We start from the raw sequence: 19,876 nt of genomic DNA, 5'->3' as shown, positions 1-19,876 counted from the left end.
AACTGTCATCAAGCCGTTATACGCTGCCGACCATGATAGAGCCTTCCCGTCTCGCCTCCCCACCGCGATCCCACTGGCGTCACCAGCGTGATCGGCTCGCCACCGGCCTGATTGCCGCCGGCGGCATCGGCGTGGTCGGGGCGGTCATGGCCATCGGCGCCTTTCTGGCTTTCGAAGTGCTGCCGGCCCTCGCCGGGGGCGGCATCGATACCGAACGGCTTCGCGATGCGTTGACCCCGATGGCCTGGGGGACGCTCAAGGCGGCCTTGGGGGCAATGGTCTTCGCCATTCCGCTGGCACTGGGCGCCGCGATGCACTCGGCGCTATTCATGTCGCAGCGACTGCGCAGCCGCATGAAGCCGAGCCTCGAAATGATGGAAGCGCTGCCCGGCGTGGTAGTGGGGTTCATTGCCGGGCTGGTGCTGGCACCCTGGATCGAGCGTCACCTGGCAGGCTCGCTGGCCCTGCTGGCGATACTGCCGCTGGGTGTCCTGCTGGCCGCGGCGAGCTGGCGTCGGCTATCGGTGGGTTGGCGCCGGCGCCTGCCGCTGTCGCGGGCCGGACTGTGGCTGATCCCCTGGCTGGCACTGCTCGGCTACGCCAGCTTCGCGCTGTCACCTATAGTCGAAGCGAGGCTGTTCGGCGGCGACCTGCGGGTCTGGCTGGATGCCGAGCTGGGACTCGACTATGCCACGCGCAACGCGCTGATCGTGGGTCTGGCGATGGGTTTCGCCGTGATGCCGAGCGTCTACGCTCTGGCGGAAGACGCGCTTTCCGGCGTGCCGTCGCGGCTTGGAGAGGGCGCCCATGCGCTGGGGGCGACTCGCTGGCAGACGCTGTGGCGAGTCGTACTGCCGGCCGCTGCACCCGGCATTTTCGCCGCGGTCATGATCGGAGCCGGGCGTGCGGTGGGCGAGACCATGATCGTGTTGATGGCCAGCGGCAACACCGCGTTGATGAGCCTGAATCCCTTCGAGGGCATGCGCACCATGGCGGCGGGCATCGCCGTCGAGATGCCCGAGGCGGTGCCGGGCAGCGAGGAATACCTGCTGCTCATGCTGGCCGCGCTGCTGCTGTTCGCCTTCACGTTCCTGGTCAACACCCTGGCCGAGGTGGTGAGAAGCCGGCTGCGGCGTCGCTATCGCTGGCTGGGTGGCGCACCATGAAGCGCCGCGCAGTACGCCGTCTGCCGCGCTCCGAGGGACCCTGGGCCTGGCTGGCAGCGGGCAGCGTGGCGGTCTCGCTGCTGATGCTGGGTGGCCTGCTGCTGCTGATCGCCGTGCGCGGGCTGGGTCACTTCTGGCCGGCGTCAGTGGCGCTGGTGACACTGGACGATGGCCGCGCGATCGCCGGCCGTGCGACACGCGAGCTGCCGTTGGTTGGGCAGGAGGGGAACGAGCGGCTTTATTTCACCGGCAACCGCGATTTCGATGGCCACGTCTGGGAATGGATACCGGTGAGTGCCATTGCCTCCCAGCAGCGGCCCGTGGATCTGGTGGTGCTGGAACGGCGGCGATACGGCGACTTCATCGGACGTCTCGTGGCGGTGGGGCCGGTCGGGTTGAGCGTCGATCACCCCGATCAGGAGGCGGTGTGGCCCAGGTTACAAGCCCGCCTGCAGGCGCAGCAGGCACTGCGCGACGAGCGCGATCGGCTCGTGCGCGACACGCTGCGCCCGTTGGTTCAGCGTGTCGATGCCAACCCGGGCGACCACGATGCGCGCGAGGCGTTGGCCGAAGTGAATGACAAGGTGCGTGCGCTGCAGGCCGGCATGCACGGCGAAGTGGCGATCGTCGAGAGTGTCGGCGGGCGGCGCCTGGAGCAGCCCCTCGACGAGGTGCTGCGCGCCTGGCGGCCCAACGCCATGTCGCCGGTGGAGAAGCTGATGGCTTGGGCGCAGAATGTGTGGCGCTTCCTCTCCGAGGGGCCTCGCGACGTCAACGCCACGGGGGGCGTGTGGCCGGCGATCTTCGGTACCGTATTGATGGTGCTGCTGATGTCGCTGCTGGTCACTCCGTTCGGCGTGCTAGCGGCGGTCTATCTCAACGAGGTGGCGCACCAGGGGCGCATGACCCACCTGGTGCGCATCGCGGTGCGCAATCTCGCCGGCGTGCCTTCGATCGTCTACGGCGTGTTCGGCCTGGGCGTGTTCGTTTACGGCATCGGTAGTTCGCTGGACGAATGGTTCTTCAGCGATGCGCTGCCTTCGCCCACCTTCGGCACCGGGGGGCTGCTGTGGGCGTCGCTGACCCTGGCACTGCTGACCCTGCCGGTAGTGATCGTGGCTACCGAGGAAGGGCTGGCACGGATTCCCGTCGAGCAGCGTGAAGGCGCCCTGGCGCTGGGCGCCACCCGGCTGGAAACGCTGACACGGGTAGTGCTGCCGATGGCGGTACCGGCGATGCTGACCGGGGTGATCCTGGCGGTTGCCCGCGCCGCCGGTGAGGTGGCGCCGCTGATGCTGGTCGGGGTGGCCAAGCTGGCGCCACAGGTACCGGTGGACGGTGAGTTCCCCTACCTGCATCTTGAGCGCAAGTTCATGCACCTCGGCTACCACATCTACGATACGGCGTTCCACGGCAACGACGTGCAGGCGGCGATGCCGGTGGTCTATGCCACGGCACTGCTGCTGGTACTGGTGATACTGTTGCTTAACCTGACTGCCATATTACTGCGTCATTATTTCCGCGCGAGGCACGGAGTGCTGGCGCGTCAACCATGAGGAAGCGTCGCTCGATGTCCAGGCCGCCCCGACTCCAGCCCGCCACCTCGGGCTCGATCATCGACTTCCCGCCCGAGGCCAGCTGCCTCGCGATCGAGGGGTTGAGCCTGGCCTACGGCGGCAAGTCGGCATTGCGCGGCATCTCCCTGCGCGTGCCACGGCACCGTGTCACGGCGTTCATCGGCCCATCGGGGTGCGGCAAGTCGACCCTGCTGCGCGCCCTCAACCGGTTGCATGACCTCAACGAGGAAGCGAGCCACGAGGGCCGCATTCTACTCGAGGGGCAAGACATCCACTCCCCCGAGGTCGCCGTGGACGAACTGCGTCGGCGCGTCGGTATGGTGTTTCAGGTACCCAACCCCTTCCCCATGTCGATCTACGAAAACGTCGCCTTCGGGCTGCGCCTACAGGGGGGACTGACACGCCGCCGCATGGACGACATCGTGGAATGGGCGCTCGATGCCGCGGCGCTGTGGGGCGAGGTGAAGGATCGTCTGCGCGCCTCGGCCTGGTCGCTCTCGGGCGGCCAGCAGCAACGCCTGGCGATCGCCCGCGCCTTGGCGGTGCGCCCCGAGGTGTTGCTGCTCGACGAACCGGCCTCGGCGCTCGACCCGATCTCGACATTGAAGATCGAGGAACTGATTCGCGGCCTGAAATCGCAGCTGACCCTGATACTCGTTACCCACAACATGCAGCAGGCGGCGCGAGTCTCGGATTACACCGCCTTCCTGCAGGACGGCGAACTAGTGGAGTACGCCCCCACCGACAACCTGTTCACCAACCCGAGCCTGCGCCGCACCGAAAACTACATCACCGGTCGCATGGCCTGAGCGAAACGCGATCCGGCGATACCGAGGAGAGAGCGATGGATATCACCAGCGACACCCATAGCCAGCACATTTCCCGCCAGTTCAATCAGGAGCTGGAGGCGCTCAAGACCCACCTGATGACCATGGGCGGGCTTGTCGAGCAGCAGGTTCAGGAGGCGATCCACGCCCTGCTGGAGGGCGACAGTCGCCTGGCGGAGAAGGTCCGCGACAAGGATCGCGACGTCAACGCCATGCAGCTCAAGATCGACGACGAATGCACCCGGATCCTGGCGCGGCGTCAGCCAGCGGCCTCCGACCTGCGACTGGTGCTGGCGGTGATTCGCGCCACCGCCGATCTCGAGCGCATCGGCGACGAGGCAAGCAAGATCGCGCGCAATGCCCTAAGCCTGATCGAAGGCGGCAATAACGTGCGCGGCTTGATCGAGGTTCGCCATATCAGCGAGCACGTGCGGCGCATGCTGCGCGACGCGCTGACCGCCTTCGCCCGTTTCGACACCGAGCTGGCCCTGCAGGTGGTGCACGAGGACGACTCGGTGGACGACGAGTACGGCAGCGCCATGCGCTCGCTGATGACCTTCATGATGGAGGACAGTCGCGCCATCGGCCCGGTGCTCAGCGTGATGTGGATCTTGCGTGCGCTGGAGCGGGTCGGCGATCATGCCGACAACCTCGCCGAGTACGTCATCTATCTGGTCAAGGGGCTCGACATTCGCCACATGGACCCCGAGCAGCTCGACGAGGATGCCCTGAAGCGCAAGGAATGATCCACCGCAGAGGACCTCGATGCTCAATGCCCTGACGGCGCTCGATCGCGGTACGCGCCTGGTCTACAGCCGCGGCCTGCGCCGCTACGTTTACGCCCCGATTGCCATCAATCTGGCGGTTTATAGCGCCATGCTCTACTACGTGATCAGTCACTTCGATGGTTGGTTGGAGAGCTGGATGGCCATGGTACCGGCCTGGCTCGACTGGCTGGAGTGGCTGATTTGGCCGCTATTCGTGATCAGCTTGGTGCTGATCGTGTTCTTCACCTTCACTCTGGTGACCCATCTGTTCGCCGCTCCCTTCTATGGCTTTCTGGCGGCCAAAGTCGAAGTCCAGGCCACCGGTCGCCTACCCCTCGACGACCGCGGCCTGGCCCGCACGGCAGTCGACGCCCTGGGGCGCGAGCTGGTCAAGCTCGGCTACATTCTTCCGCGAGCGCTGGTGCTGCTGGTGATCAGCTGGGTGCCGGCAATCAATGTTGCCGCTCCTTTGCTGTGGGCGCTGTTCTCGGCCTGGATCATGGCCATCACCTATCTCGACTATCCCATGGACAACAACAAGGTGAGCTTTGCCGACATGCGTCGTCGGCTTAGCTCGCACTCGTGGCTGACCCTTACCTTCGGCGGTTGGGTGACGCTGATCACCTGGATTCCGCTGGCCAACCTGTTCCTGCTCCCCGGCGCGGTGGCCGGCGCGGTGCTGATGTGGGACCGGCACTACCGCGGCCAGCGCGACATCGCCCGGACCTGACGACACGTCCACACCGGTGTTAGCCAGCCTCGGTCAGGCGGGTATCGGGGAAGACGCAGCGAAACAGGGCGCCTTCGCCGGGATGGGACTCGACCTCTAGGCTGGCGTCATGGCGCAGCAGCACGTGCTTGACGATCGCCAGGCCCAGCCCGGTGCCGCCACTCTCGCTGCTGCGGCCCTTGTCGACCCGATAGAAACGCTCGGTGAGGCGGGGAATGTGGACCGGATCGATGCCCTCGCCGTCGTCCTCGACCTCCAGGCAGGCGCCCTTGGGGTGGGGGCGCCAGCGCAGCGTAATATGGGTGCCCTCCGGCGTGTAGCGCACCGCGTTGGAGGCGAGGTTGGACAGCGCGCTGTGAATCTCCGCATCGCTGCCTACCAGCCGTCGGGGCTCCTCTACCTCGATATCGATCCGCTGCTGGCCCCCCGATAGCGCCTCGGCATCGCGGCGCACCTCCTCGAGCAGCGATGCCATGGCCAATGGCACGTGATCCTCACCGCCCTGATCAATTTCCAGGCGCGACAGCAGCAGCAGATCGTTGACCAGGTTCTGCATGCGATCGGTCTGCTCGCGCATGCGGGACAAGCCCTGGGCCAGGCGCGGCGGCAGCATGCCGGCAGCGTCGGCATAGGTCTCGATGTAGCCGGCCAGTACGGTCAGCGGCGTTCTCAGCTCGTGGGAGACGTTGGCGACGAAATCGCGGCGCATCTCCTCCAGGCGATGCAGGCGAGTGATGTCGCGCGCCATCACCAGTCGCTCGTCGTCGCCATACAGGGTGATCTGGAACTGCAGCACCTTGCGCTCGTCGACCGGCGAGGTCAGCGTCAGCGGCTCGCGGTAATCACGGGCGTTGAAGTAGGCGACGAATCGCGGGTCCCGTACCAGGTTGGTGATGTGCTGGCCGCGGTCATGGGCCGCCTGCAGACCCAGCATGCGCTCGGCGGCGCTGTTCCACCACTCCAGGTCGCCGCGCTGATCGAGCATGACCACGCTGTCGCGCATGGCCTCGGAGGATTCCTGGATGCGCTTGAGGGTGGCCTGCAGGCGGCTCTGGGTGTGGCGCTGGCCCTTCTGGTAGCGATACAGCCGGTCGAACAGCTCGCCCCACAGGCCGGTGGCCGCGGGCGGTTCATTGTGGGGGTTGCGCGAGAGCCAACGGCGCAGCGCATGCAGCTGGCGCAGGTGATAGGTCAGGCGTAAGGCGATGCCTGCGGCCAGCCCGAGCCCCGGCGCGGACAACAGCCAGCCGATCAAGCCGCCGGCGCTGGCCAGCAGGCCGATGCGCCAGAATTCGTGGCTCCAGGGACGCACATCAGCCCTTATTGGAAAAGCGGTAACCGGTGCCGCGCACGGTCTGGACCAGATGCTGGTGGGCATCGCCCAGCGCCTTGCGCAGGCGGCGGATGTGCACGTCCACGGTGCGTTCCTCGACATAGACGTTGCCGCCCCAGACCTGGTCGAGCAACTGACTGCGGGTGTAGGCGCGTTCCTGGTGCGTCATGAAGAACTGCAGCAGGCGGTATTCGGTGGGGCCCAGCTCCAGCGTCTTGCCATCGGCGCTGACACGGTGGCTGACCGGATCGAGCAACAGGCCGTCCACTTCCACCGGCTCCTCGACGCCCTTCGGCGTGGTACGGCGCAGCACCGCCTTGAGTCGTGCTACCAATTCACGGGGCGAGAAGGGCTTGGTGATGTAGTCGTCGGCGCCGGCCTCGAGACCCTGGATCTTGTTGTCCTCTTCGCCCTTGGCGGTGAGCATGATGATCGGCAATTCACGGGTCGCCTCCTCGCGCTTGAGGCGGCGGGCCAGCTCGATGCCGCTGGTGCCGGGCATCATCCAGTCGAGCAGCAGCAGGTCGGGCTGGTGGTCCACGATCAGGGCGTGGGCGCTCTGGGCGTTGGCCGCCTCCAGTACGCGATAATCGGCCATTTCCAGGGCCACGGCGATCATCTCGCGGATGGGCGCTTCATCGTCGACGATCAGAACGGTCTTGGCGGTCATCCCGAAGCCTCGCGGTCAGTGACGGGTCGGTGACGATCTCACCACGCCATCATGACAGTTGGATGACAGCGCGGCCAGCATCGTCAACTGCCCATCGCGGGCCACAGGCTCAGGGCGATACCGGCGAACACCAGCAGCCCCGACCAGTGGTTGTTGAGAAAGGCCTGGAAGCAGCGATCCCGCTCGCGAGTGCGAATCAGCAACTGCTGGTGCACGAATGTGGCCGCTATCGCCACCAGACCCAGCCAGAAGAAGACACCAAGCTCCAGACGTAGCCCGATCCAGCCCAGCAGGCCTAGGGTCGCCAACTGAAGCAGGCCGATCATGGCGCGATCGGCGCGGCCGAACAGTACCGCGGTCGACTTGATGCCGATGCGCAGGTCGTCATCGCGATCGACCATGGCGTACTCGGTGTCATAGGCCACCGTCCAGGCCACGTTGGCGGCGAACAGCAGCCACGCCTCCAGCGGCAAGTGGCCGAGCACGGCGCCGAAGGCCATGGGAATCGCCCAGGAGAAGGCGGCGCCCAAGAACAGCTGGGGCAGGTGGGTGTAGCGCTTCATGAACGGATAGATGAAAGCCAGCGCCACGGCGACCAGCGACAACAGTACGGTGAACAGATTGGTGAACCACACCAGCACGAAGGCCGCTGCTACCAGGGCGACGAACAGGACCCTGGCCTCGCCCTCGCCGATGCGCCCGGTGGCCAGCGGGCGATTTCGCGTGCGCTTCACATGACCGTCGAAGTGGCGATCGGCATAGTCGTTGATCACGCAGCCGGCGGCGCGCATCAGGTAGACCCCGGCGATGAAGATCAGCAGCAGGTGGCGTTCGGGCAACCCAGCGGAGGCTACCCATAGCGCCCATAGGGTGGGCCACATCAACAGCCAGGTGCCGATGGGCCGGTCCAGGCGCATCAAGTGCAGGAAATCGGGCAGCCGGGCGAGGCCGCGGGGACGGAGCAGGGAGCGGTCCATCGGTTCCTCCTCATTGGATGAGGCTTATCCTAACGCGCCGGGAGCCCCAGTTCATCCGCCATGGTGTCGAGAAAGAACTCCTGCACCAGCACTGCGAAGCGGCCGTGGCGGAATACCGAACGGCGGCCCCAGGGGCCGCGCTGCGGATGGAAGGGCGGGGGCGCGGGCGTGACTTCGATGGCGCTGCGCTGCAGATCGGGCTGCCGGAACAGCCAGCTGCCCAGCGAACGCTCGCCCAGGCGCTCCAGGCGCTGCCCGCGCAGCTGCGCCAGAGGCGCCACCGAGCGAGCCACCACCCAAGGGCGATCGCCGAGGCACAGGGCGACCTCGCGCAGCCAGGCAGAGCGGCCCACCGGCTGGCCCAGCGCACGCGCTTCGTCGGGACGCGGCCGGCCCAGGCGTTGGTCGAGCAGGCGCACGCGGAAGGAACGGCCGGCGCCGGCTTCCATCAGGCGTGCGGTGAGGGAGTCGCGCGACGCCACCCAGTCCCACCAGGCGGGACTCATGACGGACCGGGCAGCAGCCAGAGGGCGCCAAGCGGGGGTGAGGGCGGGCGGGACGTGGCGCGCCATGGGGTTCCGGGACACCAGCACACTCCGGGTCGAAATCGGGGCGCATAGTGTAACATGCGGCTCTGACACGATTGCCTGTGCGGCCGTGTCGTTTCACGGCCCGTGCAACGCCAAGGAGTCTCATGACCGCACCCTTGACCATCGTCGGCACCGGCATGGCAGGCATCGGCCTGCTCCGCCAGCTGCGCGCGCTGGATGTCGAGCGCCCTGTTACCCTGATCACCGGCGATAGCGGTGACGACTACGCCAAGCCGCTGCTCTCCACCGGCTTCGCCAAGCGCCTGCCACCCGAGCGGCTGGCGGCGCGCTCGGCGCTGGAGGTGGCCGACCAACTTGGCGCGGTGGTGCGGACCCACACGCGCATCGATGCCATCGACCCGGCGACGCGCACCCTGCACATCGGTGAGGAGCGCCTGTCTTTCGGCGAGCTGGTGCTGGCCACCGGTGCCGCCCCGGCGGTGCCTTTCGCCATCCCCGACACCCTCGCCGGGCGCGTCTTCACCATCAATGATCTCGACGACTATCGCGCCTTTCACGCCGCCCTCGATGGGCTCGGTCGGCCGGCGCGGGTGGCGATTATCGGTGCGGGACTGGTGGGCTGCGAATTCGCCAACGACCTGTCGGCGGGCGGTCACCGCGTCAGTCTGGCAGCGCCGGAAGACGCCCCGCTGCCGAGACTGCTGCCCGAGCCGCTGGGGCACGCATTGGGCGAGGCCTTCGCGGAGGCGGGCATGGAGCTCCACCTGGGCCGTGGCCTGGCGCGGCTGGAGGAGGCCGGCAGCGATATCGGTGTGGTACTCGAGGATCACAGCGCCATCGAGGCCGACCTGGTGCTGGTGGCCACTGGCCTCAGGCCGCGTATCGAACTCGCCCAGACGGCCGGCCTGGATGCCGGCCCGGCGGGGGTTCAGGTCGATCGCTGCCTGGCGACTTCGGTACCGGGCATCTACGCGCTGGGCGATGTGGCCTGCGTGGATGGCGTCAACGCCATGTACGTGCAGCCACTGCAGGCCAGCGCCAAGGCTTTGGCGCGTACGCTGATCGGTACGCCCACCCCGGTGCAATACGGCGCCTGGCCGGTACTGGTCAAGACAGCGCTGCTGCCGGTGGTGGCCCTGCCGCCGCTACGCACTCCGGCACGCTGGCGGATCGAGGGCGAGGGTCGGGATCTGGCCGCCTATGCCGAAGACGAAGACGAACGTTTGATCGGCTTTGCGTTGACAGGAGGTTGCGTCAGGCGGAAAGTTGAGCTGGCGCGAGCCGCTCCGCCGTTGCTAGGCTAGTGTCGTCGGTACTTCGGCTGATTTTATCTGCTCGCAAGGAACTGACGACCAACTCCGCTTTCGCTTCATGAGCAGGGGTGAACCCGATCACAAGGGAACGGGCTCTCCAGGAGCGACAGGCGATTCGCGCTTGAAACTTGATCGTGAAGAACAACACAACCGGCCGACCATGCCGGGACATAGCCATACCAGGAGGGCTGTATGCGTAAGCCAGAACTTGCCGCGGCAATTGCCGAGCGTGCGGAATTATCGAAAGACAAGGCCAGTCAGGTACTCAACGTCATTCTCGACGAAATCACCGGTAGCGTGGCCCAGGGTCAGGACGTCTCCCTGATCGGCTTCGGTACCTTCACCGTGCGCGAGCGTGCCGCTCGTACTGGCAAGAACCCCCAGACCGGCCAGCCGTTGGCCATTCCGGCCAGCAAGACCGTGGCATTCAAGCCGGGCAAGGGCCTCAAGGACGCCGTCGGCAAGGGTTGACCAGGCTAACGGTTCCGCCGTGGCGCGGCCTGCGTCGTCAGGCCGCGATATCGTTTTCTCGCTCGGACCGGATTCGACATGAAGCTGCGATTGATGCTGTGGCTGCTGGGATGGATGCTCAAGCGGGCTCTGCGTCGAAAGCCGGGCTTCCGCCAGACGTTGTCCGACATGCGTGCCTTCGATTGGGGCATCGCCACCGAAGACCTCTCCGTCGCACGTCACTATCGCATGACGCCCGAGGGGATACAGAGCGCCCCGGGGCTTCCCGTGGATCTTGACCTGGAGCTGCGCTTCGACGAGGAGGCGACGGCCATCCGCGTGCTGCGCAAGCCGACCCAGCAGGCTTTCCTCGACGGCATGGTGTCCGGCAAGGTGCGTCTGGTTGGCGACTCGGGCGACCTGAAAAAACTGCAGAAGCTGCTCAAGCAACTCTGATCCGGGCGGCAATGCGCGCACTCCGGTATGAACCGCCTTGGACATTCCCCACCAACGACTCGTCTATTTCCGCGTCACCCTGGAATCGGGCTCCATACGCCAGGCGGCGGCCCGGCTGGATATCGCTCCCTCAGCGGTCAGTCGTCAGCTCAATCTGCTGGAGGATGCGCTGGGCGCGACGCTGCTTGAGCGCAAGCGCAGCGGCATTCGACCCACGCCGGTGGGCGAAATGCTGCTGGAGTACTGCGAGCGTCGCGGTGCCCTGGATGAGAGCTTCATCGCATCGCTCGAAGCCTACCAGCGACTGGAAACGGGTACCGTCTCTCTGGTCGTGGGCGAAGGTTTCGTCGGCGACCTCATCGCCAAGCCGTTGCGCGAGTTCACCGAACGCCACACCGGAATCCAGCTCGATATCCACCTCGCGGGCTCCTCGGGCATCATCGATGCGATCATCGACGAGCAGGCGCATATCGGCTTGATGTTTCATGAACGTACCCATCACCAGCTGCGCTTCTGGGTCTCGAGTCCACAGCCGTTGATGGCCATTCTGCCTCCCGAGCATCCTCTGGCCGCACAGGCCGCGCCGTTATCCTTGGCCCAACTGAGCGAGGAGCCCATGGCGATGTGGGATCCCAGCCACCAGGTGCGTCAAATGGTGGACCAGGCCTTCCATCAGGCCCGGCTGCGCCCGCGCATGAGCATGAACACCAATTCCATGGCGGTGCTGGCGCAGTATGTGCGCAGCGGCATGGGCGTCACCTTGCTACCGGCCTTCGCCGTGGCAGGAGACTTGGCGGAGGGGCGGCTGGTTGCACGTCCCGTCGATGATCCACTTTTTCAGCGTTCCCAGGCCCACATGGTCACTCGAATCGGGCGTCAGCAGCCCAAGGCCAGCGTGCTGCTGCTGCGTCACCTGCAGCGCTGGATGCAGGCTTTTCGCGATGCCGCGGCTCTATCCCTCGAGGCGCCCCTGGGACGAGGCGATCAGCCCACGCCGCTGCCGTAGCCCATCGCCACGCTGGCCTCGCTGGCGGTTTCCACCCATACGCTCTGTGGCAGGGTGTACTCGCGCAGGCCGTCGAGACCGCTGGAGCGGCCGAAGCCACTGTCGCCGAAGCCGCCGAATGGTGACATCACGCTGATCGCCTTGTAGCTATTGATCCATACCGTGCCGGCACGCAGCCGCCCAGCCACTCGATGGGCTCGCGCCGGGTCCTGGGTCCATACTGCGCCGGCGAGGCCGAAGCGGCTGGCGTTGGCCAGGCGTACCGCTTCCTCTTCGTCATCGAAGGGCAACGCCACCAGCACCGGGCCGAACACTTCCTCACGGGTGATCTCCATGTCTGGTGTGACATCCACCAGCACGGTGGGCGACAGGAAATAACCCTGTGCCTCGTCGGGTAACCCCGTCGGACGGCTGCCGCCGGCAATGATGCGAGCACCGGCGGCCACGGCATCGTCGATCATGCGCGCTACGTGGGCGTACTGGCGAGCGTTCTGCAAAGGCCCCATGCGCGTCGTCTCGTCGCCGGGCAGTCCGATTTCGATATCGGCAGCGGCGCGCGCCAGCCGCTCGGTTACTTCCGCGAATGCCTCTCGCTGCACCAGCAGCCGCGAACCGGCCACGCAGCTTTGTCCCGCCGCGGCGAATATCGCCGCCTGGGCGCCGGCCACGGCGTCGCCGAGCCGGGCATCGGCGAAGACGATGTTGGCCGACTTGCCGCCCAGCTCCAGCACGCTCGGGACCAGGCGGCGTGCGCCGACCTCGGCGATCAACCGCCCGCTCTGGGGCGAGCCGACGAAGACCAGCTTGGCGATGGAATCATGCCCGGTGAGCGCCGCTCCGGTGCTCGGTCCCAGGCCATTGACGATGTTGACAAGCCCTTGAGGAAGACCGCCTCGCTCCAGCAACTTGGCGATCACCACCGAGGTGAAGGGCGTAAGTTCGGAAGGCTTGAGAACGACGCCGTTGCCGGCGGCGATGGCGGGGGCAAGCTGCCAGGCGCAGGTGAACATCGGAGCGTTCCACGGCGTGATCTGGCCGACCACGCCGTAGGGTACGTGACGCACGTAGTTGAGATGGGTGGTGGGGACCGGTATCACCTCGCCGTGCTGCTTGTCGCACCAGCCAGCGTAGTACTCGAACATCTCGCGTACCTTGCCCACCTCGCCGCGGCAGTCGCGAATTGGCTTGCCGGCTACCAAGCACTCGAGTTGGGCCAACGTTTCTTCATGGCCCTCGAGGCCATGCACGGCGGCGTTCATGCGCCGGCCGCGCTCGCTGGCGGTGAGCGCCATCCACTCAGCCTGTGCCCGCGTGGCAGCGACAACGGCACGCTCGACCAGGGACGGGCCGGCATCGCGATAATCGACCAATGCTTCGCCGGTCGTCGGGTCGAGCAGGTCGATCGTCCCGCCTTCGCCGGGGCAGGCAGCGCCGTCGATCCAGTTGGACAGCGTTATGTCGGCTTGCAGGCCGAAGCCATCCAGCAGCCCGGAGAGGCGCTCTCGGGCCAGTCGATTGAGTCGGTTCATCGCACGCCCTCCTCGGTAAAGTTGGCAGTATCCAGCAGCGCACCGGCGATGCAGTTGAAATCCTCGCTGTCGGCGGGGTGCTCGGGATCGGCATGCCATGCCTCGACCACGGCAGTGAGCAGTCCGGGAGACATGCCCAGTTGTTCGGCAGCATCGCGGGCCAGTCGTAAATCCTTGCGCATCAGGCCGGTAGTGAAACCGGAATCGAAGCGGTTGCTGAGTATCCACTCCGGGAAGTTGATCTCGCTCACTGCGCTGCGCCCCGAGCCGCTATTGAGCCCGGCCAGGCAGGCCGCGGGGTCGACCCCGGCGCGGGCGGCCATGGCCACTGCCTCGGCGGTGGTCAGCAAATGGGCGGCACATAGGTAGTTGTTGGCGAGCTTGACCACATGGCCGCTGCCCGCACCGCCCACATGGGTGACCTTGGCCGACATCGCCTCGAGTATCGGCATGAGACGCTCGATGGTCGCCGTCTCGCCGCCGAGCAGCATGCCGAGACTGCCGCTTGCTGCGCCCTTGGGGCCGCCACTGACCGGAGCGTCGAGCCATTCGAGGCCAGCGGCCCGAACCTTGACGGCGAGTTCGCGGCTGACCGCGGGGTCCGAGGTCGAGGTATCGACGATCACGCTGCCGGGGGAAGCGAGGCCGAGCAGGCCCGGAGAAGTCTCGATCACCTCCCTGACCTGGACCGAGGTGGGCAGCGAAAGCAGGTAGACATCACTCTGCGGCAGAGCGACGGGAGACACTACGGTGAGTCCCTGGGCGGCAAGGTGTTCCCGGGCGCTCTCGCACGAGTCGCTACCGGTGACCCCAAAGCCGGCGCGATGCAGGGTGAGGGCCATATTGCCGCCCATCTGGCCGAGGCCGATAACGCAAATCTTCATGTCGGTTGCCTCTGGGTAAGGAGGAAAAAGTCGCTTACTGGGCGCGCATGTCCCGGCCGCATCGAAGTGCAGCCAACCTGTTTTTCTGCAAGCGCCGTCTTCAGTCGTTCAGTAGAGTTCTGACCAGTGCCTGCCAATACGTCACGCCGAGGGGGGCGATGGCGTCGTTGAAGTCGTAGCGCGGGTTATGAAGCGCCGCGCTATCAACACCATTGCCAAGCCAGATGTAGGCACCCGGTCGTTCGTTGAGCATGAAAGCGAAATCTTCAGAGGCCATACTCGGCGGCAGGTCGCGATGCACCCGCCCGACCCCTGGCAGCGCCTCGAGCACCTCGGCGCAGCGCGCCGCATGCATGGGTGTGTTGATCGTGGCCGGATAGCGGGACTGGTAGTCGAGTGCCGCAGAGAGGCCATGGAAGACGGCCAGCGAATCGATGGCTTCGCGGAAGCGCCGCTCGAGGTAGGCACGCAGTTCGCCGTCGAAGCAGCGCAGGGTGCCGCGCAACTCCACCGCCTCGGGAATCACGTTGAAGGCATCGCCGCCATGGAACTGGGTGACGCTGAGCACGGCGCTCTGGTGGGGCGGCGTTTCGCGACTGATCAATCCCTGCAGCTGGCTGACGAGCTGGCAGGCGGCCAGGATGGTATCGCGGCCGAGATGTGGCATGGCGGCGTGGCAGCCATGCCCGGTAAGCTTGAGGGTGAAGACGTCGAAGGCCGCCATCACCGGGCCGTCGTGAACCGCCGCCTCTCCCACGGCCAGCCCCGGCCAGTTGTGCAGACCGTAGACGGCTTCCATGGGGAAGCGCTCGAAGAGCCCTTCCTCGACCATGACACGACCGCCACCCTCACTCTCCTCCGCCGGCTGGAAGATGAAATGGACCCGTCCGGCGAAGTCGGGGGCAGCGGCCAGGGCGCAGGCCGCTCCCAGCAGCATGGTGGTATGGCCGTCGTGACCGCATGCGTGCATCTTTCCCGGCGTGGTGGAGGCGTGGGAAACCTCGTTGGCCTCCTCCACGTCGAGGGCATCGATGTCGGCCCGTAGGCCGATGGCCCGGCCGACGCCGTGCCTGCCGTCGAGTATCGCCACAACGCCGGTACCGCCGCCCAGCCCGGTGACGACCTCGAGGCCGGCCTGGCGCAGGAGTTCAGCGATTCGCGCCGCGGTGCGGTACTCCTCGAAGGCGGTTTCGGGATGGCGGTGAAGATCGTGACGCCAGGCCATGAGACGCTCAGGCGTCGGCCGCAGACTATCGTCCATGAGTCGGGCTCCTCAAAGCAGCAGGTTGGCGATCACCGCCGAGGCGACGAAGGTGCCGGTGAATACCAGCAGCGAGACGATGACAAGTTTCCAGCCGGTCTGCCGGAACATGGTGAACTCGCGCCCGGTCAGGGCCAGTCCGGCGTAGGCCAGTACCGGCGTGACGACGGCGAGGAAGTCCACGTGGCTGAGCTGACCGACGATCCACCCACTGCCGGGAAAGGCGGGTAGCGTTACGACGATGCTGACCAGCGAGACCCAGGCCACGCTGGGCAGGTAGAACGGAACGAAACGCCCGATGACCAGGCCGATCATGACCATGGCGTAGAGAATCAGCATCCCGGGCAGTGCCAGGTGCAGCGGGGCGCCGTTGACCATGTTGGATATCCAGGCTGCCACGCACACCGCGGCCAGCAGCAGGGCGGTCTTGCCGAGCTGCTGTTCGGGGCGCAGCTCAACCAGGGCGGAGGCGTCGAAACCGCCATTCGGTGCGGTCGTCTCAGTGGGTTTCATGGCGGATCTCCTCAAACATGGCGCCACCCAGGCGCTTGTAGAGCCATTCGGCGGCAGGCAGGGCGATGAACAGGGAAACGTAGAGACCGGTGGCATAGGTCAGCAAGTTGCTGGCGCCGGAAAAGGCGAGCAGCTCGTCGCGCAGGTGGGGAGCCGCCTCCGCCAAGGCACCGGAGCAGGCTGCCACCATGCTGCCGCTGCCGACGCCGCAAGCCATGGCCAGGGCTCGGATGTCGAGTAGATCCAGCGAGGCGAGATAGCCGGCCATCAGCGCGAAGTAGAGGGTGCCGAACATGGTGCCCACCACATAGACACCCATGATGCCGATGCCTTCGGGGCTTCTCAGGCCGTACTTGTCGGAAATGACGGCGATGTTAGGTTCGCGAGCGATGGAATAGGTGGCTCCGATGGCTTCCCGCCCCATGCGCAGTACCAGTACCGCGAACGGCAATGCCAGCAGCATGGTGCCGAGGTTGCCGAGTTCCTGCAGGATCAGGGCCGGACCGGCGGCGACGAGCTGCTCGATGGCTGGCCCGATGGTGGAGCCGAACTTGGCGATGAAAGGGAGGACGGAGATCATGATCAACGGTCCGGCGGCGTTGCTGACCGGCTTGGGGATAATCCGCTGCATGCTCATGAAAAGATGCGGATTGAGCAGCACCCCGACGAGGAAGGCATAGAACAATGGCAGCAGTAATAGCGTTCCCGGGCCCAGCGGGATGCGAAGGATGCCGATCCACTCGGCGAGAAGCGACGCCAGTATCACCGTCAGGTGCAGGCGCCAATCGAGCAGCAGTTTCATGTCCATTGGATTGTCCTTGTCTGTTATTGGGACATCTTGAGTATCGAAAGGAGACTGTTCCAATGGTAGGCGCTTGGTGTTCTGAAAAATGACACACCGTATGGAGGCGCTGCGGACTACGCTGTAGGCGTATCGACGGCAGGGATGGCCATGGAGCATTTAAAAAGCATCTGGCAATCGCCCCTCGTGGATTTTCGCGACGCCATCGAGGCCCGCGCCATGCCGGGCTGCGGAGCGGCGGCAGCGGTAAGCGCCGGGTTTGGCCTGGCGTTGGTCTTGAAGGGGCTGCGTCTCAGCGATGCCAGGGCGCCCTCCGCGCAGCGGTCCGGCATGATCGCGCGCGGCGATGCCCTGGGCGACGCGCTGGCGCGCCTGGCCGACGAGGATGTTGCCGTCTTCGAGAACTACCTGTCGGCAGTGAAACGCTCCCATGGTGCGCCTCAGCGGGTCGAACAGCGAGACGACAAGACGGAGCTGGAGCGGGCCATCGAATCCACCTGCCGCGTGCCGCTGGAGATCGCCCGAGCCTGTCGGGACGGGCTGGCGTTGAGCGTCGAAGCGTTGCCCCAGACGGCCGAGCGGCTGCAGAGCGATACCCGGGCCGGCGCGAGGCTGCTGCACGCGGGATTGAACGCCGTGCTGGTGGGGCTTGCCGATAACCTCGGCGACCTCGCCGATCCGGAGCTGCGTGACGCGCTGGACGCAGAGCGAAAAGCGCTCCTGGCCGGCGCCGATGGCTGGCTTGCCCGGCTTTGATCCCCCCTGGCCAAGGACCGCGTTGGCAGCAGGACTATACGAAAGTCGAGTGTCGGGTAGAGAATAGGGCTTGGTTCTCTGGGGATGATGCACTGCATGCCGAACTCGCTATCGCTTTCGCTGCGACGTCTCTGGACGCTGGACAAGTTCGCCTACAGCCTGCGGGTCTTTCTCGCCTTCAGCGGGGCGCTGCTGCTGAGCTGGGCGCTGGCCGACATCGCGTTGCTGATCCCGCTGTTTCTGGGCATCATCGCCAGCGCCCTGTCCGAGACCGACGACAGCTGGCAGGGGCGGCTGCAGGCGCTGCTGGTGACGCTGCTTTGCTTCGCCGTCGCATCGCTTGCCGTGCGCTGGCTGTTTCCCTGGCCGTGGCTGTTCGCCGCCCTGCTGGGCGTTTCCACCTTCGTCCTGATCATGCTCGGCGCGGTGGGGCAGCGCTACGCCACCATCGCCTCCGGCACGCTGATACTGGCGATCTACACCATGATCTCCATCGAGCACCACGCCGGCGTGCCCGAGGCGGGGGGCTGGAACCAGACGTTGCTCATCCTGCTGGGAGCGGCCTGGTACGGGGCGATTTCGGTGATCTGGTGCGCGCTGTTCTCGCGTCAGCCGGTCAAGCAGAGCATGGCCCAGCTCTATCGCGAGCTGGGCAAGTACCTGATCATCAAGTCGCTGCTGTTCGAACCGCTGCGCGGGCTGGACGTGGAGACTCGCCGCCTGGCGCTGGCGCGGCAGAACGGCAAGGTGGTCGAGGCGCTCAATCGCGCCAAGGAAATGATCTTCCGCCGGCTCGAGGGGCAGCGCGGCGAGCGCAAGCTGAACCGCTATCTGCGCATCTACTTCATCGCCCAGGACATTCACGAGCGGGCCAGCTCCTCGCACTACCCCTACGCTCAGCTGACCGACGCCTTCTTCCATCACGACGTGCTGTTCCGCTGCCAGCGCCTGCTCGACCAGCAGGGGCAGGCGTGCAAGCGGCTGGGCAAGGCATTGTTGCTCAATCGTCCTTTCGAGCACGGCCAGAGCGAACGGGCGCTCGCCGACCTGCGCGCTTCGATCGAGCACTTGAGGGCCCAGCGCAATCCGGCGTGGCGCGAGCTGATGCCACCGCTCACCGCCCTGGCCGAGAACCTCGCCACCCTCGAAGAGCAGCTGGCCATGGCGCACAATCCGGACGCCAGCGCCAGCCAGGGCGATGTCAGCCTGCACGATCGCTCGCCCTCGAGCCTCAAGGATGCCTGGGAGCGCATTCGCCTCAACCTGACAGTGGGGTCGCCCACCTTTCGCCATGCGATCCGGCTGGCCCTGGCGCTGCTGGCGGGGTATGGCCTGCTGCACCTGATCCACCCCACTCAGGGCTTCTGGATCCTGCTCACCACGCTGTTCGTCTGCCGCCCCAACTTCGCCGCCACCCGGCGCTTCCTGGTCCAGCGCATCGCCGGCACCGTGCTCGGCCTGATCGTCGGCTGGGCCTCGATCACGCTGTTTCCCAGCGCCCTGCTGCAGACGCTGATCGCGGTCGTCGCCGGGGTGACCTTCTTCGCCACGCGCGAAAAGCACTACATTGTCGCCACGGCAGCCATCACCCTGCTGGTGCTGTGCAGCTTCAACCAGGTCGGTGACGGCTTCGATCTGATCTGGCCGCGGCTCTTCGATACCCTGATCGGAGCGCTGATCGCCGGGGCGGCGGTGTTCTTCATCCTGCCCGACTGGCAGGGACGGCGGTTGCATCGCGAAGCCGCCGGCGCGCTCACCGCCAGCCGCCGCTACCTGGAAGAGATTCTGCACCAGTACGGCAGCGGCAAGCAGGACGACCTCGCCTATCGCCTGGCGCGGCGCAACGCGCACAACGCCGATGCCGCGCTGTCGACCCTGCTGTCCAACATGCTTCAGGAGCCCGAGCATTACCGCCGGCATGTCGCCGACGATGGCTTCCGTTTCCTGGTGCTGTCCCATACCCTGCTCGGGTATCTCTCGGCGCTGGGCGCCCATCGGCATCGACTCGGCGAGACCGACGACGGCGCACACCTGGTTCCTGCCGCGCGTGGCATCGCCGACTATCTGGAGGCCCTGGCGGAGCGTCTAGCTCGACGTGTTCCCGCCGCTGATCTCGAGGAGGCGCGGGAAGTGCTGGTGACCCGGCTCGAGAACGAATCGCAGGGGCTCGACGATGAAACCTACCCGGCCATGCAGACTCAGCTGCTGCTGATCGCGCGGCAGCTGGGGCCGCTGACCGAGGCGGCCAATCGCTTGATCGGCACTCCCCACGAACCGATCGACCGCCGTGTCGCGGCGGTCGGCTGAC

Annotated in this window: 20 protein-coding genes; 11 read left to right on the top strand and 9 right to left on the bottom strand. The window is 66.2% G+C overall.

The genetic code is table 11. The annotated features are described in order from the left end of the window. Positions 1 to 32 precede the first annotated feature (32 nt). From CYJ07_RS07735 to cysZ, 5 genes are read left to right on the top strand one after another with little or no spacing between them, the layout of a single operon-like run. Positions 33 to 1,166: an ABC transporter permease subunit gene (locus tag CYJ07_RS07735; RefSeq protein ID WP_104203103.1), complete on the top strand. Its 1,134-nt coding sequence runs from the start codon at positions 33 to 35 to the stop codon at positions 1,164 to 1,166. Next, positions 1,163 to 2,722: a phosphate ABC transporter permease PstA gene (gene pstA, locus CYJ07_RS07730; RefSeq protein ID WP_104203102.1), complete on the top strand. Its 1,560-nt coding sequence runs from the start codon at positions 1,163 to 1,165 to the stop codon at positions 2,720 to 2,722. The genes CYJ07_RS07735 and pstA overlap by 4 nt, the downstream gene beginning before the upstream one ends. A 14-nt stretch (positions 2,723 to 2,736) precedes the next feature. After that, on the top strand, positions 2,737 to 3,552 hold the full coding sequence (gene pstB / locus CYJ07_RS07725; RefSeq protein WP_104203101.1) for a phosphate ABC transporter ATP-binding protein PstB: 816 nt from the start codon (positions 2,737 to 2,739) through the stop codon (positions 3,550 to 3,552). 35 nt (positions 3,553 to 3,587) lie between these two features. Then, positions 3,588 to 4,316, top strand: coding sequence for a phosphate signaling complex protein PhoU (gene phoU / locus CYJ07_RS07720; protein WP_104203100.1), 729 nt, complete (start codon positions 3,588 to 3,590; stop codon positions 4,314 to 4,316). A gap of 19 nt (positions 4,317 to 4,335) precedes the next feature. After that, a complete protein-coding gene (cysZ, locus tag CYJ07_RS07715; RefSeq protein WP_104203099.1) occupies positions 4,336 to 5,067 on the top strand; it encodes a sulfate transporter CysZ in 732 nt (243 codons plus the stop codon). A gap of 19 nt (positions 5,068 to 5,086) precedes the next feature. On the opposite strand, the gene phoR is transcribed toward cysZ, so the two are convergent. From phoR to CYJ07_RS07695, 4 genes are all read right to left on the bottom strand, one after another. Further along, positions 5,087 to 6,379, bottom strand: a complete 1,293-nt coding sequence (gene phoR, locus CYJ07_RS07710; protein ID WP_104203098.1) for a phosphate regulon sensor histidine kinase PhoR — start codon at positions 6,377 to 6,379, stop codon at positions 5,087 to 5,089. A 1-nt stretch (position 6,380) separates the two neighbouring features. Further along, positions 6,381 to 7,070 carry a phosphate regulon transcriptional regulator PhoB gene (phoB, locus tag CYJ07_RS07705; protein WP_104203097.1) on the bottom strand — a complete coding sequence of 230 codons (690 nt, stop codon included), beginning with the start codon at positions 7,068 to 7,070 and terminating at the stop codon, positions 6,381 to 6,383. A gap of 83 nt (positions 7,071 to 7,153) precedes the next feature. After that, complete coding sequence (gene ubiA / locus CYJ07_RS07700) at positions 7,154 to 8,047, bottom strand: 4-hydroxybenzoate octaprenyltransferase (RefSeq protein ID WP_104203096.1); 894 nt, start codon at positions 8,045 to 8,047, stop codon at positions 7,154 to 7,156. Between the two features lie 29 nt (positions 8,048 to 8,076). After that, the gene (locus CYJ07_RS07695; RefSeq protein WP_231489570.1) at positions 8,077 to 8,619 is read right to left on the bottom strand and encodes a chorismate--pyruvate lyase family protein; all 543 of its coding nucleotides are present in this window, start codon (positions 8,617 to 8,619) and stop codon (positions 8,077 to 8,079) included. Positions 8,620 to 8,741: 122 nt separating this feature from the next. On the opposite strand from CYJ07_RS07695, the gene CYJ07_RS07690 reads away from it, so the two are divergent. The 4 genes from CYJ07_RS07690 to CYJ07_RS07675 all read left to right on the top strand — a co-directional run bounded on the left by CYJ07_RS07690 (position 8,742) and on the right by CYJ07_RS07675 (position 11,823). Continuing rightward, complete coding sequence (locus tag CYJ07_RS07690) at positions 8,742 to 9,902, top strand: FAD-dependent oxidoreductase (protein WP_104203095.1); 1,161 nt, start codon at positions 8,742 to 8,744, stop codon at positions 9,900 to 9,902. Positions 9,903 to 10,103: 201 nt separating this feature from the next. Further along, entirely contained in the window at positions 10,104 to 10,382 is a 279-nt protein-coding gene (locus CYJ07_RS07685) for an HU family DNA-binding protein (RefSeq protein ID WP_010625919.1), read from the top strand. A gap of 78 nt (positions 10,383 to 10,460) precedes the next feature. After that, entirely contained in the window at positions 10,461 to 10,817 is a 357-nt protein-coding gene (locus CYJ07_RS07680; protein ID WP_104203094.1) for a hypothetical protein, read from the top strand. 37 nt (positions 10,818 to 10,854) lie between these two features. Next, positions 10,855 to 11,823: a LysR family transcriptional regulator gene (locus tag CYJ07_RS07675; RefSeq protein ID WP_104203093.1), complete on the top strand. Its 969-nt coding sequence runs from the start codon at positions 10,855 to 10,857 to the stop codon at positions 11,821 to 11,823. On the opposite strand, the gene CYJ07_RS07670 is transcribed toward CYJ07_RS07675, so the two are convergent. Genes CYJ07_RS07670 through CYJ07_RS07650 form a run of 5 tightly spaced genes read right to left on the bottom strand, consistent with a single transcriptional unit; the run spans position 11,802 to position 16,818 of the window. Then, positions 11,802 to 13,352 carry an aldehyde dehydrogenase family protein gene (locus CYJ07_RS07670; RefSeq protein WP_104203092.1) on the bottom strand — a complete coding sequence of 517 codons (1,551 nt, stop codon included), beginning with the start codon at positions 13,350 to 13,352 and terminating at the stop codon, positions 11,802 to 11,804. The genes CYJ07_RS07675 and CYJ07_RS07670 overlap by 22 nt on opposite strands. Beyond that, positions 13,349 to 14,308: an NAD(P)-dependent oxidoreductase gene (locus CYJ07_RS07665; protein ID WP_269320539.1), complete on the bottom strand. Its 960-nt coding sequence runs from the start codon at positions 14,306 to 14,308 to the stop codon at positions 13,349 to 13,351. Before CYJ07_RS07665 ends, CYJ07_RS07670 begins: the two co-directional genes overlap by 4 nt. 28 nt (positions 14,309 to 14,336) lie before the next feature. Further along, the gene (locus CYJ07_RS07660) at positions 14,337 to 15,497 is read right to left on the bottom strand and encodes a M20 aminoacylase family protein (RefSeq protein ID WP_104203090.1); all 1,161 of its coding nucleotides are present in this window, start codon (positions 15,495 to 15,497) and stop codon (positions 14,337 to 14,339) included. Positions 15,498 to 15,509: 12 nt separating this feature from the next. Further along, on the bottom strand, positions 15,510 to 16,010 hold the full coding sequence (locus CYJ07_RS07655; protein ID WP_104203089.1) for a hypothetical protein: 501 nt from the start codon (positions 16,008 to 16,010) through the stop codon (positions 15,510 to 15,512). After that, the gene (locus CYJ07_RS07650; protein WP_104203088.1) at positions 15,997 to 16,818 is read right to left on the bottom strand and encodes a DUF3100 domain-containing protein; all 822 of its coding nucleotides are present in this window, start codon (positions 16,816 to 16,818) and stop codon (positions 15,997 to 15,999) included. Before CYJ07_RS07650 ends, CYJ07_RS07655 begins: the two co-directional genes overlap by 14 nt. Before the next feature lie 144 nt (positions 16,819 to 16,962). On the opposite strand from CYJ07_RS07650, the gene CYJ07_RS07645 reads away from it, so the two are divergent. Together CYJ07_RS07645 and yccS are read left to right on the top strand one after the other, a co-directional pair. After that, on the top strand, positions 16,963 to 17,568 hold the full coding sequence (locus tag CYJ07_RS07645; protein ID WP_197038287.1) for a cyclodeaminase/cyclohydrolase family protein: 606 nt from the start codon (positions 16,963 to 16,965) through the stop codon (positions 17,566 to 17,568). Positions 17,569 to 17,664: 96 nt separating this feature from the next. Next, complete coding sequence (gene yccS / locus CYJ07_RS07640; protein WP_104203086.1) at positions 17,665 to 19,875, top strand: YccS family putative transporter; 2,211 nt, start codon at positions 17,665 to 17,667, stop codon at positions 19,873 to 19,875. Position 19,876: the final 1 nt, after the last annotated feature.

This window comes from Billgrantia saliphila (assembly GCF_002930105.1).
Lineage (GTDB): Bacteria > Pseudomonadota > Gammaproteobacteria > Pseudomonadales > Halomonadaceae > Halomonas > Halomonas saliphila.
Note: the sequence above shows the minus strand (reverse complement) of the source record. Positions and strands in the feature narration are given on the sequence as shown.